Origin of the sequence: Phaeospirillum tilakii, from assembly GCF_042683125.1 — a bacterium.
Classification (GTDB): domain Bacteria; phylum Pseudomonadota; class Alphaproteobacteria; order Rhodospirillales; family Magnetospirillaceae; genus Phaeospirillum; species Phaeospirillum tilakii.
Genome location: NZ_JBHUIY010000012.1, coordinates 72,955 through 88,219 on the forward strand (window position 1 = coordinate 72,955; position 15,265 = coordinate 88,219).

The following is a 15,265-nucleotide window of genomic DNA, read 5'->3' on the forward strand; positions in this document are numbered from 1 at the left end:
AGGCTCCGTCGGGGGGACATCAGAATGGCCGGGCGCGCAGGTCGGCCATCAGCGACAGGGTGCGGGCGCGGGCGCGGGCGTCGCCGGTGCGCTGGACGAATTGCTGCAACGCGGCCAGGGCGTCGCCGCGATGGCCCCGGCGCAGATGCATCAGTCCGGCCTCGCGCCACAGCCCGGTCTGGTCGGGCGCCACCCGCAGCAGATCCTCGACCAGGGCCAGCGCGTCGTCGAGCCGGCCCTGGCGCAGCAGCTCGGCCCGGACCGCCTGCTGCTGCCGCGCCAGCACGGCGCGGTTGCCGAGCGGGTGGAAATGGTCGGGCTGCAATTCGCGGTCGAGGCCGCAGCCGGCCTTCAGCAACGCGCGCAGGTCGCAGGCGGTCAGCGGCCGGGCCGGATCGGCCGGGTCGAGGATGCGGCGCTGGCCGTCGGCGCCGTCGATCCGCAGCAGCAGGCGAGCGGGAAAGGCCAGCGGGTGGAGATCGACGCCGCCGCGCCGGCCGACCGCGAGCAGCAGCAGGGCCAGCGCCTCGGGCGGGCCGTGGCGGCGTTCGACCGCCGCGCCGAAATCACCGGCCTCGCTCTCGTCGGCGGCGGCGGGGTCGAGCAGGGCGGCGAAGGCGGCGGCCGGCACCGCCGGATCGGCGCGGCCGCCGACGGCGCGGCGCAGTTCGGCCGCCAGCGAGTCAAGCCGGGCCAGCCGGCGGGGCAAGGCGGCGCGGTCGGCCGGGCGCGACAGCCCGGCCAGCGCCAGCGCCGCCTCGGCCGGGGGGAAGGCGGCGTCGTCGAGACGGCCGAGCGCGGCGAGGCGGTCGGCCAGCGCCGCCCCCGCGCTCATTCGGGTCCCTTTGTGCTCATCGCCCGACCCGGCGCGGATCGTTCTTGAGGATGATGTGGTGCACCACCCGCCGCACCCCGCTGATGTCGCGGGCCTGATCGACGACGCGGTTCAGCTCGGCCTGATTCTGGGCGATGCCGATCAGGTAGATCACCGCGTCGGTGACGTCGACCTCGTAATTGATGCTGGTGATCTCGCTGTCGCCCAGCAGCCGGGCCTTCATCTTCTGGCGGATCCAGGCATCGTTGGCCATGCTGCTGTTGCCCTCCTGCTCGGGGGGGCGGACGATGATGTGGTTGTAGACCTCGCGCACCCCGGCGACCTGCCAGGTGATCTTGACCGCGTCGTCGCGCATCTGCGCGGTGGGCATCACCCCGGTCAGCATCACCCGGCCCTCGCTGATGTTGAGGGTGGCCTTGTTGAACATGTCGGCGTTCTTGTCGAACCACAGCCGGCTGATCTCGGTGCGGATCTTGAAATCATCGACCGAACCGCTGAGGCCGCGTTCCTCGGCGGCGGCGACGCCGACATTGGCGCCGGCGCTGAGAACGGTGGGGACACAGCCCGACAGCAGGGCTCCGACCGCGGTCGCGATCGCCAGGGCGGTCAGGGGGCGCGCAGCAGACAAGACGCAATCCTCCGAAGGCGGCAGAGAGCCGGCAGTGTACCGGGATCGTTCGGGAGCCGGAAGGCACCTTTCGCCAGGGGGCGCCGGGGCATCCGGCCCGACGGGGCGGGAGCGGCGATCGGGGCCGGTCGCCGCTCCCGCCGGGGGATCAGTCCTTCCCGCCGCCGACCGCGTCCATCAGGCTGTCCTGGTTCGAGCGTTCGACCTGGGCGACCAGACCGGCCGGCAGCCCCTGGGCGGCGCTCATCGTCGAGACGGCGGCCTGGGCCACCTCGACCGCGCGCGAGGTCAGGGTGCCGTCGGACAGGGTCAGCTCGTTGCCGGCGGCCTCGACCGCGCGGAACGGCCCCTGATAGCGTTGCCACACCGAGGCGCGGGCGGCGTCGTTGCCGGCGGCCTGATAGTCCCTGGCGTAGGGCTGGTAGACGGTGCCGAGCGCACGCAGCGTCTCGGTACTGGCGACCTTGCGGTATTCGTTGGCCAGCACCGGATCGGCGGCGAACACCGCGTCGATCTTGTCCTTGTCGGTGGTGCCGTCCTTGGCGATCACCGCGCCGGTGCTGTCGGTGGTCAGCGCGATCGGTTTCGAGGTGTCGATCCCCGCCGCCTGCAATCGCTTGGTCAGGTTGGCGGCGAAATCGCGTTCCTCCTCGGCGGAGGCGAACAGGGCGGAGGTCGCCGATTCGAGCGAGGCGGCGAAGGTGCCGTCGCCCTGCTTGCCGGTATCGGTGGCGGCGGTGCGGGAATAGGACGTGGCGTCCCGGGTCGAATCGACTTGAAAATTGATGCTCATGGTCGCGGTCCATCTCTTGGCGACCCGGCAGATTCTGCCATTCGGGCAGAGTTTGCCGGCCATGGTCGGGTGGTGACGGTTGCGGGACTTCGCCCGCCGCCATGACGACCAATGGCCTTGCAAGCCGCATGCCGGATGGTCCGGCTCAGGGCAAATAGGGGATCCGCTCGACCGTGCCGCCCGCCAGCCGGAACAGCGCCTCCTGCGGGGATTCGGCCCGCATCGCCGCGTCCGGGTCCTGGCCGAGATAGAGGCCGCGCAGCACCCGCCCGGCGATGCCGTGGCTGACCGCCACCACCCGGTCGTCGGGGGCCAGCGTGCCCAGCCAGTCGGTCAGCCGGGCCGACAGGGCGGCATGGCTTTCGCCGCCCGGGGCCTTGAACGCCCAATGGTCGAGCCCGCCGCCGCGCATCAGGTCGGGGTGGGCCTGCTCCAGGTCGGCCTTGGTCTGGCCCGAGAACGGGCCGGTGTCGATCTCGGCCAGCCGGGGATCGAACCCCACCCGGCGGAAATCGAGCCCGGCGATCTCGCACAGGATCCCGGTGGTGCAGGCGCAGCGGCCGAGCGGGCTCGACACCACCCGCCACCCGGCGCCGCCGCCGGTCAGGGCGGCGACGGTGCGGCCGGCGCGGCGGGCCTGGGCGATGCCGGCCGGGGTCAGCGGCGAATCGGCGTGGCCCTGGACCCGCTTTTCCAGGTTGGAGACCGTCTCGCCGTGGCGCAGCAGCAGGATGACCGGGCCGGAGGCCGCCCCGCTCATCCGCGCAGCTCGCCGCCGCTGGCCTTGATCACCGCCTGCACCACCTTGGCCGAGACCGCCTCGATGTCCTCGTCGGTCAGGGTGCGGTCGGTCGGCTGGAGGGTGACGTTGATCGCCAGCGACTTCTTGCCGGCGGGCAGATGGCTGCCCTCGTAGAGGTCGAACACGGTGACGTCGCCGATCAGCGCCTTGTCGGCGTTGCGGGCGGCGCGCAGCACCTGCTCGGCCGGCACCGTGCTGTCGAGCACGAAGGCGAAGTCGCGCTCAAGCGGCTGGAAGGCCGAGGCCTTCAGCAGCGGCCGGGCCCGGCTCGGCTTGGCCTTCAGCGGCGGCAGGGCGGACAGGAACAGTTCGAACCCGACCAGCGGCCCCTTGATCCCCAGTTCGGCCAGCACGCCGGGATGCAGCTCGCCGAAATGGGCCACCGGCTTGTTGCCGAGCCGCAGGGTGCCGGCGCGGCCGGGATGGTACCAGGACGGCGCCTCGGCGACGGTGACAAGGCCGTCGGGCGACAGGCCGGCGGCGGCGATCGCCACCAGCAGGTCGGCCTTGGCGTCGAAGGCATCGACCGGACGCGGCGCGCCGCTCCAGTGCCGCCCGGCCGCCCGGCCGGCGCGCAGGCCGGCGGCGACCAGCCGCTGCTGGCCCGGCTCGGGGCCGTCGAACTGCGGCCCGATCTCGAACAGGCCGAAATCGCGCAGGCCGCGATCGGCGTTGCGGCCGGCGGCGGTGGCGAGATTGGGCAGCAGCGACGGCCGCATCGCGTCGAGATCGGCCGAGATCGGGTTGGCCAGCCGCAAAGCGGGGTCGCCGCCGCCGAAGCGGGCGGCCAGCGCCTGGGGCAGGAACGACCAGGTGACGCTTTCGACCAGCCCGCGCGCGGCGAGCTGGCGCCGCACCCAGCCGACCCGGCGCTGGGCCGGGGTCAGCACCGGGCGGGGCATCGACGGGCGCGGCAGCGGGGTGGCCGGGATCGAATCGTAGCCGACGATGCGGACGATTTCCTCGATCAGGTCATGCTCGCCCGAGATGTCGCCGCGCCAGGACGGCGGGTTGACCAGCAGCCCGTCGCCATGTTCGGCCACCGCGCAGCCGAGCGCGTGCAGGATCGCCTCCTGCCGCTCCGGCGCCACCGCGATCCCGCCGAGGGCGGCGACGCGGCCGGGGCGCAGCACGATCGATTTCTGCCAGTCGGGCTCGGTGCCGGCGATCACCGGCTCCGACGCCTCGCCGCCGCACAGGTCGAGGATCATCCGCGTCGCCAGTTCCAGCGCCGGCACGACGAAGGCCGGATCGACCCCGCGCTCGAAGCGGAAGCGGGCGTCGGACAGCAGATCGAGGCGGCGGCCGGTGCCGGCGGTGCGGGCCGGGTCGAAATAAGCGGCCTCGAGGAACACCGCGCTGGTGGTCTCGGTGCAGCCCGAGGATTCGCCACCCATCACCCCGCCGAGGGCGAGCGGGCCGGTGGAATCGGCGATCACCGTCATCTCGCCGTCAAGCGCGTAGGTCTTGCCGTTGAGCGCGGCCAGGGTCTCGCCCGGGCGGGCGAGGCGGGCGACGATGTCGCCCTCGACCCGGCCGGCGTCGAACACATGCAGCGGCCGGTTGAGGTCGAAGGTGAAGAAGTTGGTGATGTCGACCAGCGCCGAGATCGGGCGCAGGCCGATCGCGCTCAGCCGGTCCTTCAGCCATTGCGGGCTTTCGCCGTTGCTGAGGCCGCGGATCAGGCGGCCGGCGAACAGCGGGCAGGCAGTGGCGGTCTCGGGGGTGAAGTCGAGCTTGACCCCGATCGGGCTGGCGAAGCCGCCCGGCACCGGCTCGACCGTCAGCGGCCGGAGCGTACCGAGGCCGGCGGCGGCGAGATCGCGGGCGATGCCGCGCACGCCGAGGCAGTCGGCGCGGTTGGGCGTCACCGAGATGTCGATCATCGGGTCGAACGGCACCACCTCGGTCAGCGCGGCGCCGACCGGGGTCGCCGGGTCCAGCTCGGCGATGCCGTGATGGTCCTCGCCCAGCGCCAGTTCGCGCCAGGAGCACATCATTCCCTGGCTTTCGACCCCGCGCACCGCGCCCTTCTTCAGCGCCTCGCCGGTGACCGGGATCACCACCCCGGGCTGGGCCAGGATCACCTTGAGGCCGGCCCGCGCGTTGGGGGCGCCGCACACCACCTGGAGGGTGGTGGTGCCGGTGGCGACCATGCAGACCTGGAGCCGGTCGGCGTTGGGATGGCGGTCGGCCGACAGGATGTGGCCGACGATGAAGCCGCCCAGCCGGCTGGCCGGGTCCTCGACCGCTTCGACCTCAAGGCCGACCCGGGTCAAAGCGGCGACGATCTCGTCCAGCGTCGCAGTGGTGTCGAGATGGGCCTTGAGCCAGGACAGGGTGAATTTCATCGGGTAAGCCCCCCCGCGATGGTGGGAACGTCGAGCGCGGCGAAGCCGTAATGGCGCAGCCAGCGCAGATCGGACTCGAAGAAGGTGCGCAGATCGGGAATGCCGTATTTCAGCATCGCCAGCCGCTCGACGCCCATGCCGAAGGCGAAGCCCTGATACTCGTCGGGATCGATCCCGCAATTGCGCAGCACGTTGGGATGGACCATGCCGCTGCCCAGCACCTCGAGCCAGCCGGCGCCGGGGCCGATCCGCAGCTCGCCGCCCTGGCGCGAGCAGCCGATATCGACCTCGGCCGAGGGTTCGGTGAAGGGGAAGAAGCTGGGGCGGAACCGCACCGGCACGTCATCGACCTCGAAGAAGGCGCGGACGAACTCGATCAGGCAGCCCTTGAGGTGGCCCATGTGGGTGGCCTTGTCGATCACCAGCCCCTCGACCTGATGGAACATCGGGGTGTGGGTCATGTCGGAATCGCAGCGATAGGTGCGGCCCGGCACGATCACCCGGATCGGCGGCTTCTGGGCGAGCATGGTGCGGATCTGCACCGGCGAGGTGTGGGTGCGCAGCAGGTGGCGGCCGCCATCCTCGCGCTCGCCGAAATAGAAGGTGTCGTGCATCTGCCGGGCGGGATGCTCCGGCGGGATGTTGAGGGCGGTGAAATTGTGGAAATCGTCCTCGATGTCCGGCCCCTCGGCGACGGCGAAGCCCATCTGGGCGAAGATCTCGACGATCTCCTCGATGGTCTGGCTGATCGGATGGATCCGCCCCTGGCTTTCCGGCCGCGCCGGCAGGGTGACGTCGATCCGCTCGCGCTCCAGCCGTTCGGCCAGCGCCTGGGCTTCCAGCGCGGCGCGGGCGGAATCGAGGGCGGCGGCGATCTCGTCGCGGGCGAGGTTGAGCCGGGCGCCGGCCTCCTTGCGCTCCTCGGGCGACATCCCGCCCAGCCCCTTCATCAGGCCGGAAATGGTGCCCTTCTTGCCGAGCGCGGCGACGCGGGCGGCTTCCACCTGCTCAAGGCTGGTCGCCTGGGCGATGGCGGCCAGCGCTTCGGCGCGCAGTCGATCCAGATCTTGCATCGGTCGCTTCCTTCAACGCTTGTCGGGCGCGCCGGCCGCCCGCCCCCGGGGGCTGGCGCGCTGTCTGTCGGGCCGGAACGCCGGCCGCGGATGCGAACAGGGGCCGCACCCAACGGGCCGGCCCCTGTCCCACATCATTCCCGTGCGGGAAACCTACCGCAGGGCGGCCTGGGCCTTTTCGACCAGGGCGCGGAAGGCGTCCGGCTCGCGGATCGCGATGTCCGACAGCACCTTGCGGTCGAGGGCGATGCCGGCCTTCTTCAGCCCGTCCATGAAACGGGAGTAGGGCAGGCCGTGGGCGCGGGCGCCGGCGTTGATGCGCTGGATCCACAAAGCGCGGAAATTGCGCTTCTTGGCCCGGCGGTCACGGTAGGCGTACCGCAGCGCCTTTTCGACCTTCTCGATCGCGACGCGGAAGCAGGTGCTGGCGCGGCCACGATAGCCCTTGGCGAGCTTGAGAATCTTGCGGTGACGGGCGTGGGTGGTCACGCCTCTCTTGACGTGCGCCATGGGTTAGACTCCGTTCGGCAGGTAGAACTTCTTGATGTTGTCCCCGTCCGTCTTGAACAGGACGAAGGTGCCGCGGGCCTGCCGCTTCATCTTCTGGCTCTTGGCCGACAGGCAGTGGCGCTTGAAGGCCACGTTGCCTTTGACCTTGCCGCTGCCGGTGAGGCTGAACCGCTTCTTGGCGGCGCTCTTGGTCTTCATCTTGGGCATTTGCGCTTTCCTTGAGTGAAGCGTTTGATTGAAGTCACGCCGCAGGCAGCCCGAACGGCCCGGCCGGCGCGGAGAAGGCGACGCTTATAGCGCGGGGACCTCGCGAATGCAAGGTTTGCGCGGGCTCTGCCCGCACCCGCCAAGGGCCGGGGGCCCTTGGATCCCGTTCCCTGGTTCTTCGCGCGGCGAGTGCCGATCAGGGGGCGGAATCCAGCAATTTGCCGAGCAGGGCCGACAGCTGCGCGCGCTCATCCGGGCTCAGGTGTCGCACGATCGCCTGCTGGTTGGCGACGTGGGCCTCGACCGCGCGGTCGATCAGCGTCCGGCCGGCGGCGGTGAGTCCGACCAGGGTGCCGCGTCGATCGGCCGGGTTGGGGCGCCGTTCGACCCAGCCCGCCGTCTCCAGCCGGTCGATCCGGTTGGTCATCCCGCCCGAGGAGATCATCGCCGCCTCGTATAGCGCGGTCGGGGTCAGCGCGTAAGGCGGGCCGCTCCGCCGCAGCGTCGCCAGCACGTCGAATTCCCCCGGCTGCAACCCGAAGCGGGCGAACAGCGGGTTGAGGCGGTCGCGCAGGATCACCTGCGCCGCCTCGCCCAGCCGTCCCAGCAACACCATCGGCCCGGTCTCGAGATCCGGCCGTTCCCGCGCCCATTGCGCGGCGGCCCTGGCGGCCCTATCCATCGATCCCCCCATTTATCTTGACGTTAAGATAAACTATCTTTATATCAAGATATCCGTGGAACGCCCCAGCGACAAGCGCCGCCCCTTTCCGAACAAGGGGGAGGTCCGGAGGCGCCAGCCTCCGGGCGGGGTGCGGGGCGGCCGCCCCGCCTGCAAGGACACCGCCATGACAGTCTTTTCCCCCCACCTTCGCCTTGGCGACCTGCTGCCGACCGCCCTGGCGCCGATGATCTGGGGCAGCACCTATCTGGTCAGCACCGAATGGCTGGCGGGCTTCCCGCCGCTGCTGGTCGCCCTGCTGCGGGCGCTGCCGGCCGGGCTGCTGCTGCTGCTGATCGTCCGCCGCCTGCCGAGCGGCCCCTGGCTGGGCCGGGTCCTGATCCTCGGCGCGCTCAATTTCTCGATCTTCTGGACCCTGCTGTTCGTTGCTGCCTATCGCCTGCCGGGCGGGGTGGCGGCGACGCTGGGGGCGCTCCAGCCGTTGCTGGTGATCCTGCTGGCCTCGGTCTGGCTGGGGCAGCGCATCCGGGCCCAGGCGGTCGTTGCCGCGCTGATCGGCCTGGGCGGGGTCGCCCTGCTGGTGCTGACCCCCGAGGCGGCGCTCGATCCGCTCGGCCTCGCCGCCGCCTTGGGCGGGGCGGTGTCGATGGCCTGCGGCACGGTGCTGACCCGGCGCTGGCAACCGCCGGTCTCGCTGCTGACCCTCACCGCCTGGCAATTGACCGCCGGTGGCCTGCTGCTGATCCCGCCCGCCTTGCTGTTCGCCCCGCTTCCGCCAACGCTCACGCCGACGAACCTGATTGGCCTGGGCTGGCTCGGGCTGGTGGGCGGGGCGCTGACCTACTGGCTGTGGTTCCGGGGCATCGCCCGGCTGGAGGCGGCGGTGGTGTCCTCGCTGGGCTTTCTCAGTCCGGTGACGGCGGTGCTGCTGGGCTGGATCGGGCTGGGCCAGTCGCTGACCCCGTTCCAGCTCGCCGGGGTGGTCCTGGTGATCGGCGGCATCTGGCTCGGCCAGCGCCCGCCCGCCCGGCCGTCATCGGATCGAGCGGCCTGAGGCCCGCGAAACAGGGTCATCAACGTTATTGGGCACTCGCCCAAACCCCCTTGATAAAAACAGGGGAGGTCTGGAGGCGCCAGCCTCCAGGCGGGGCCCGGGGCGGCAGCCCCGCAGGCGGCCTGAACCGCGAAAAAGCGCGCCTCCCCCCCCGGTCAAAGCCTCCCAAAACTTCCGGGGGGGGAGGGCCGGGGCATTTCCGGCCCCGGTCGGGGCGGGCCGCGTCGATGCGCCGCCCGCTCTGTTATCCGTTACGCGGTGGCCGCGCCCTCCAGCACCACCAGCAGGTCCTTGGCCTCGACCTGGGTGCCGGGGGTGACCGCGACCTGGGCGACGATGCCGGCTCGTTCGGCCCGCACCGCCGTCTCCATCTTCATCGCCTCGATCGCCACCAGCAGGTCGCCCTTCTCGACCGGCTGGCCGGGATGGACCGCGACGCTGACCACCAGACCGGGCATCGGCGCGCCGATCTGGGCCGGGTTGCCCGGCTCGGCCTTGGGGCGCGCCACCCGGGCCGGGGCGACGGTGCGATCACTGATCCGCACCACCCGGGGCTGGCCGTTCAGCTCGAAGAACACCTTGCGCTCGCCGTCGGCGTCGGCCTCGCCGATGGCGAGGAAGCGGATGATCAGGCTCTTGCCGCGCTCGATCTCGACGCTGATCTCCTGGCCCGGCTGCATGCCGTAGAAGAACACGTCGGTCGGCAGGCCGGAGACGTCGCCGAAGCTGCGCTGATGGGCGGCGAAATCGGTGAACACCTTGGGATACATCAGGTAGGAGGCCAGCTCGGCCTCGCTGACCGTCCGCCCGGCCTTGGTCTCGGCGGCGGCGCGCTCGGCGGCGAGGTCGGCCGGCGGCAGCACCGCGCCGGGACGGACCCGGATCGGCTCGGCCCCGGCCAGCACCTTCTTCTGCAACGCCGCGGGGAAGCCGCCGACCGGCTGGCCGAGGTCGCCCTTGAAGAACGACACCACCGATTCGGGGAAGGCGATCTCCTTGTGCGGATCGAGCACGTCCTCGGGGGTCAGGTTGCTGGTGACCATCATCAGCGCCATGTCGCCGACCACCTTGCTGGTGGGGGTCACCTTGACCACGTCGCCGAACAGGCGGTTGACGTCGGCATAGGCCTGGGCGACCCAGTCCCAATGCTGCTCGACCCCGAGCGAGCGGGCCTGGGCGCGCAGGTTGGTGTACTGGCCGCCCGGCATTTCGTGGCGATAGACGTCGGCGGTGCCGGAACGGATGTCGGCCTCGAACGGGGCATAGAGCGCCCGCACCCCTTCCCAGTAGCGCGACAGATCGTTGAGGGCGGTGTGATCGAGCCCGGGATCGCGCTCGTGCTGGGCCAGCGCGGCGCAGATCGAGCCGAGCGGCGGCTGCGAGGTCAGCCCGCTCATCGCATCCATCGCCGCGTCGATCGCATCGACCCCGGCCTCGACCGCCGCCAGCACGCTGGCCGCCGACAGGCCCGAGGTGTCGTGGGTATGGAAATGGATCGGCAGGCCGACTTCCTGCTTGAGGGTCCGCACCAGCCGGGCGATCGCCTTCGGCTTGGCCAGTCCGGCCATGTCCTTGATGCCGAGGATGTGGGCGCCGGCCGCCTCCAGCTCCTTGGCCATCGTCACGTAATATTTGAGGTCGTATTTCGGCCGCGCCGGGTCGTCGAGGTCGCCGGTGTAGCAGATGGTGCCCTCGCACAGCCGGCCGGTCTCGCGCACCGCGTCGATCGCCACCCGCATGTTGTCGACCCAGTTGAGCGAGTCGAACACCCGGAACAGGTCCACCCCGTTCTCCGCCGCCTGGGCGACGAAATGGCGCACCACATTGTCGGGGTAGTTGGTGTAGCCGACCGCGTTGGCCGAGCGCAGCAGCATTTGCAGCAGCAGGTTGGGCATCGCCCGGCGGAAGCCGTGCAGCCGCTCCCACGGATCCTCCTTGAGGAAGCGCATCGCCACGTCGAAGGTGGCGCCGCCCCAGCATTCGACCGAGAACAGGCCGGGCAGGCGGCGGGCATAGGCCGGGGCCGCCGCCATCAGGTCGGCGGTGCGCATCCGGGTCGCGATCAGCGATTGGTGGGCGTCGCGGAAGGTGGTGTCGGTGATCAGCACCCGCTTCTGCTCCAGCATCCAGCGGGCCAGCCCCTCGGCGCCGAGCCGGTCGAGCAATTGCTTGCTGCCGTCGGGCGGCGGCGCGCCATGGTCCCAGGCCGGGGCCTCGGGCACGCTGACGCTCTTGGGCTGGGGCAGGCCGGCGACCTCGGGGTTGCCGTTGACCATCACCTCGCCGATGAAGTTCAGCAGCCGGCTGGCGCGGTCGCGCCGCTCGGAGCGGGTGAACAGCTCGGGGGTCTCGTCGATGAAGCGGGTGGTGTACTCGCAGGCGACGAAGCGGGGATGGCAGATCACCGCCTCGAGGAAGGTCAGGTTGGTGGCGACGCCGCGAATGCGGAATTCGCGCAGCGCCCGTTCCATCCGCAGGATCGCCTCGTCCGGGGTCGGCGCCCAGGCGGTGACCTTCTCCAGCAGCGAATCGTAATGGCGGGTGATCAGCGCCCCCGAGAAGGCGGTGCCGCCGTCGAGGCGGATGCCGAAGCCGGCGGCGCCGCGATAGGCGGTGATCCGGCCGTAATCGGGGATGAAGGCGTTGGAGGGATCCTCGGTGGTGATGCGGCACTGGATGGCGTGGCCGTTGAGGCGAACCTCGTGCTGGTGCGGCAGCTCGGCGCCGGGCTGGCCGATCCGGGCACCGGCGGCGATGCGGATCTGCGCCTTGACGATGTCGATCCCGGTGACGACCTCGGTGACGGTGTGCTCGACCTGGACGCGGGGATTGACCTCGATGAAATAGAACGCGCCGCTGTCGACATCCATCAGGAACTCGACCGTGCCGGCGTTCTGGTAGCCGGCGGCGCGGGCCAGCGTCAGCGCGGCGGCGCACAGCGCCTCGCGCCCGGCCGGGTCGAGATAGGGGGCGGGGGCGCGCTCGACCACCTTCTGATTGCGCCGCTGCACCGAGCAGTCGCGCTCGAACAGATGGAGCAGCTCGCCGCCGGCATCGCCCAGGATCTGCACCTCGACATGGCGGGCGCGGCGGACCAGCTTCTCCAGATAGACCTCGTCATTGCCGAACGCCGCCTTGGCCTCGCGCCGGGCCACCGCGACCAGCTCGGCCAGCTCGTCGGCGTTTTCGACCACGCGCATGCCGCGCCCGCCGCCGCCCCAGCTCGCCTTCAGCATCAGCGGATAGCCGATCGCGCCCGCCAGCCGGCGGCATTCCTCGGCATCGGCCGGCAGCGGCCCGGTCGCCGGCATCACCGGCACCCCGGCCGACACCGCGAGGTTGCGCGCCGCCACCTTGTTGCCGAGCAGCCGCATCACGTCGGAGGAGGGGCCGACGAACACCAGCCCGGCGGCGCGCACCGCGTCGGCGAAATCGGGATTCTCGGCCAGGAAGCCATAGCCGGGATGGACCGCGTCGCAGCCGGTCTCCTTCGCCACCTGGACGATCTCGTCGATCGACAGATAGGCCTCGATCGGACCCTTGCCCTTGCCGATCAGGTAGGATTCGTCGGCCTTGAACCGGTGCAGCGCGAAGCGGTCCTCGGTCGAATAGATCGCGACGGTGGACATGCCAAGCTCGGTGGCGGCGCGGCAGATCCGAATGGCGATCTCGCCCCGGTTGGCGACGAGCAGCTTGCGCAGGGGCAGGTGACAGGGCAAGGCGGCGGTCATGGTTCATCCTTTTGTGCGGCGCAGGGCTATCGGATAAAACTCTTTACCGCTCTTGTAAACAGGGTTCTTGCTCTTGCCGACCGATGGGGTTTGGGCGTAGCTAATCGTTTCGGCCCAGTTCGGTCCGAAGCCAACCCTTGAGATGGGCATGACGGAACGAATCAGACCCCCCAAACTGGCCGACAGCATCGCCCACCATCTCGAACGGCTGATTCTCGAGGGCAGTCTGCGACCGGGAGAACGTCTGCTGCCGGAACGCGAACTGGCGGCGCGGTTCGACGTGTCGCGCCCGTCGCTGCGCGAGGCGCTCGACAAGCTGGAGGGGCGCGGGCTGCTGTCGTCGGAACGCGGCGGCGCGACCGAGGTGGCGCCGCTGCTGGGCGAGGGATTCTGCGGTCCGATCCGCGAGGTGCTGACCGGCCATCCCGAGGCGGTGCTCGATTACCTCGAATTCCGCCGGCTGGTCGAAAGCACCGCGACCGCCCTCGCCGCGCAGCGCGCCACCGACATCGACCGCGCCAGCCTGACCCGCCGCTTTGCCGCGATCGAGGCGGCCAATCAGGCCGGCGACCGTTCGTTGGAGGCCGAGGCCGGCACCCAGTTCCATCTCGCCATCTACGAGGCCTCGCACAGTCTGGTGATGATGCATGTGATGCGGGCGCTGATGGGGCTGCTCGGGCATGACGAGCTGTACAGCCGGGCGATGCTGTACCGGCGGCAGGCGGTGCGCGACCTGCTGTTCAATCAGCACCGCGCCATCCTCGACGCGGTGCTGGCCGGCGATCCCGGCGCCGCCCAGGCGGCGGCCGAGGCGCATATCGATTTCACTCGCGATGCGTTGCGCGAGATCGCCGAGGCCGATGCCCGTCTCGACGCCTCATTGTCGCGGATCGGCGGGCGGCAATAATCTCAAGCGGGGCGCTGCCCCGCCCCCGCCAGGGGCCGCCGGCCCCTGGACCCCGTTCCGTTACGAAGGAGGGTCGAGATGCGTCTGATCGGAATGCTGGATTCGCCCTATGTCCGCCGTACCGCGATCGCCCTCGATCTGCTGGGGGTGGGGTTCGAGCATCAATCCCTGTCGGTGTTTGCCGATTTCGACCGTTTCGCCGCGATCAATCCGGTGGTCAAGGCGCCGACCCTGGTGACCGATGACGGGACGGTGCTGCTCGAGTCGACCCTGATCCTCGCTTATGCCGAGACGCTGGCGGTGGCGGAACGGCGGCTGACCCCGACCGATCCGGCCGGGCTGCTGCGGGCGACCCGGTTGCTGGGGCTGGCGCTGGCGGCGTGCGAGAAGACGGTGCAGATCGTCTACGAGACCCGGCTGCGGCCGATCGACAAGCAGCATCAGCCCTGGCTCGACCGGGTGTGGCAGCAGCTCGATGCCGCCTATCGTCTGCTCGAAGCCGAGATCGGCGCGGGCGAGGGGTGGGTGGTGGCGGAGCGGCCGCTGCTGGCCGATGTCACCATCGCGGTGACGTGGCGGTTCAGCCGCGACCTGCTGGGCGAGCGGATCGACCCGGCCGCCCTTCCCCGTCTGGCCCGTTTGTCGGCCCAGGCGGAGGAAACGGCGGCGTTCCGCCGTTTCCCTCCGGCCTGAAGCCCGACGGGTCAGAACACCGGCACGACCAGACGGACGTTGAGGACGTCGTCGCCGACGTCGTTATGGACCAGCAGATAGTGGTTGTAGGTGCCCTGGAGGCTGAACCGGCCGAAATCATAGCCGAGGATCGGCCCCAGGCCGTAGGACTGCGACACGGTGCCGGACAGCTTGGTGCCGTTGCGGCTGTCCTGTTCGATCTGGTTGAGCTGGAACGCGCCGAGGCCGACGGTCCAGCCGCCGATGGTCTTGGTCGCGGTGTAATCGACCGCGATCTGGTCGCCGGACTGGTAGCGGGTGCGGTCGTTGCGGGTGCTGGTGTCGTAATAGATCTGGGCGCTGAGGTTCCAGCCGTCATGCAGCCAGCTGATGCCGAGCGCCGGCTCGAAGGTGGTGAAGCCGTTGCCCGAGCCGACGCCGCCGCGTGACGGGCTGCGACCGGGGGCCGAGCTGGCATCGTCGAGCCACACCCCGAAGCTGCCCTTGACGTGGAAATCGTAGGGCAGGGCCCAGGACAGGATCACCGGGGCGAGGTAGGTGTTGAAATTGCCCCAATGGCCGGTGTTGGTCAGGGTCGGCGCATTGGGCACGCCGATCTCGGTGTAATCCAGCGGCTGGGCTACCGCGACGGCGTACTGCGCCCCCAGCACCTCAAGCCCGGTGTTCCACAGCAGCACCGGCGCCTCGACCACCGCGTTGAGCGACATCCCGGTCTTGCGGTCGGCCGGACCGTATTGCTTGAAGCTGGCGAAATAATTGTTCAGCGCGAAATAGAGCCCTTCCGGCGGCAGCGCCCCGGCCGGCAGGCCGCTATCGACGCCGCGCAGATGCTGGTCCCACAATTCGGTCGCCCCGGCCGGTGCGGACAGCAGGGCGAGCCCCAGCGCGAGCGCGAGTCCGCGCCCGAGTTTGTGCAACATCGGTGTTTCCCCCTCTGACGTTACGACCGCGTTGCCGCGGTCTCCCTCTCCCGACCCGGCCCCCCCTCCCCAGGGTTGG

General features: G+C 70.6%; 14 protein-coding genes. 3 read left to right on the plus strand and 11 right to left on the minus strand.

Going from position 1 to position 15,265, the window contains the following annotated elements:
- Positions 1–19: 19 nt before the first annotated feature.
- The 9 genes from ACFSNB_RS07970 to ACFSNB_RS08010 all read right to left on the minus strand — a co-directional run bounded on the left by ACFSNB_RS07970 (position 20) and on the right by ACFSNB_RS08010 (position 7,881).
- On the minus strand, positions 20–835 hold the full coding sequence (locus tag ACFSNB_RS07970; RefSeq protein WP_377315622.1) for a transglutaminase family protein: 816 nt from the start codon (positions 833–835) through the stop codon (positions 20–22).
- A gap of 16 nt (positions 836–851) precedes the next feature.
- Entirely contained in the window at positions 852–1,463 is a 612-nt protein-coding gene (locus ACFSNB_RS07975; protein ID WP_377315623.1) for a BON domain-containing protein, read from the minus strand.
- A 148-nt stretch (positions 1,464–1,611) separates the two neighbouring features.
- A complete protein-coding gene (locus tag ACFSNB_RS07980; RefSeq protein WP_377315625.1) occupies positions 1,612–2,256 on the minus strand; it encodes a hypothetical protein in 645 nt (214 codons plus the stop codon).
- A 145-nt stretch (positions 2,257–2,401) separates the two neighbouring features.
- On the minus strand, positions 2,402–3,016 hold the full coding sequence (locus tag ACFSNB_RS07985; protein WP_377315626.1) for a histidine phosphatase family protein: 615 nt from the start codon (positions 3,014–3,016) through the stop codon (positions 2,402–2,404).
- A complete protein-coding gene (gene pheT, locus ACFSNB_RS07990) occupies positions 3,013–5,409 on the minus strand; it encodes a phenylalanine--tRNA ligase subunit beta (RefSeq protein ID WP_377315628.1) in 2,397 nt (798 codons plus the stop codon). Before pheT ends, ACFSNB_RS07985 begins: the two co-directional genes overlap by 4 nt.
- Positions 5,406–6,482, minus strand: a complete 1,077-nt coding sequence (gene pheS, locus ACFSNB_RS07995; protein WP_377315630.1) for a phenylalanine--tRNA ligase subunit alpha — start codon at positions 6,480–6,482, stop codon at positions 5,406–5,408. Before pheS ends, pheT begins: the two co-directional genes overlap by 4 nt.
- Positions 6,483–6,635: 153 nt before the next feature.
- The gene (gene rplT / locus ACFSNB_RS08000) at positions 6,636–6,992 is read right to left on the minus strand and encodes a 50S ribosomal protein L20 (RefSeq protein WP_377315632.1); all 357 of its coding nucleotides are present in this window, start codon (positions 6,990–6,992) and stop codon (positions 6,636–6,638) included.
- A gap of 3 nt (positions 6,993–6,995) precedes the next feature.
- Complete coding sequence (gene rpmI / locus ACFSNB_RS08005; protein WP_377315633.1) at positions 6,996–7,199, minus strand: 50S ribosomal protein L35; 204 nt, start codon at positions 7,197–7,199, stop codon at positions 6,996–6,998.
- Positions 7,200–7,395: 196 nt separating this feature from the next.
- Entirely contained in the window at positions 7,396–7,881 is a 486-nt protein-coding gene (locus ACFSNB_RS08010; protein ID WP_377315634.1) for a MarR family winged helix-turn-helix transcriptional regulator, read from the minus strand.
- Between the two features lie 166 nt (positions 7,882–8,047).
- Between ACFSNB_RS08010 and ACFSNB_RS08015 the strand changes: the two genes are divergently transcribed.
- Positions 8,048–8,935 (plus strand): EamA family transporter, encoded by an 888-nt coding sequence (locus ACFSNB_RS08015; RefSeq protein ID WP_377315635.1) that lies wholly within the window; start codon positions 8,048–8,050, stop codon positions 8,933–8,935.
- Positions 8,936–9,186: 251 nt separating this feature from the next.
- Here ACFSNB_RS08015 and ACFSNB_RS08020 read toward each other — a convergent pair whose 3' ends face one another.
- A complete protein-coding gene (locus tag ACFSNB_RS08020) occupies positions 9,187–12,666 on the minus strand; it encodes a pyruvate carboxylase (protein WP_377315636.1) in 3,480 nt (1,159 codons plus the stop codon).
- Positions 12,667–12,814: 148 nt separating this feature from the next.
- Between ACFSNB_RS08020 and ACFSNB_RS08025 the strand changes: the two genes are divergently transcribed.
- Both ACFSNB_RS08025 and ACFSNB_RS08030 read left to right on the plus strand, forming a co-directional pair.
- Positions 12,815–13,573 (plus strand): FCD domain-containing protein, encoded by a 759-nt coding sequence (locus tag ACFSNB_RS08025; RefSeq protein WP_377315637.1) that lies wholly within the window; start codon positions 12,815–12,817, stop codon positions 13,571–13,573.
- Positions 13,574–13,651: 78 nt separating this feature from the next.
- Complete coding sequence (locus ACFSNB_RS08030; protein ID WP_377315638.1) at positions 13,652–14,266, plus strand: glutathione S-transferase family protein; 615 nt, start codon at positions 13,652–13,654, stop codon at positions 14,264–14,266.
- Positions 14,267–14,277: 11 nt separating this feature from the next.
- Here ACFSNB_RS08030 and ACFSNB_RS08035 read toward each other — a convergent pair whose 3' ends face one another.
- Positions 14,278–15,186 carry a SphA family protein gene (locus ACFSNB_RS08035; protein ID WP_377315639.1) on the minus strand — a complete coding sequence of 303 codons (909 nt, stop codon included), beginning with the start codon at positions 15,184–15,186 and terminating at the stop codon, positions 14,278–14,280.
- Positions 15,187–15,265: the final 79 nt, after the last annotated feature.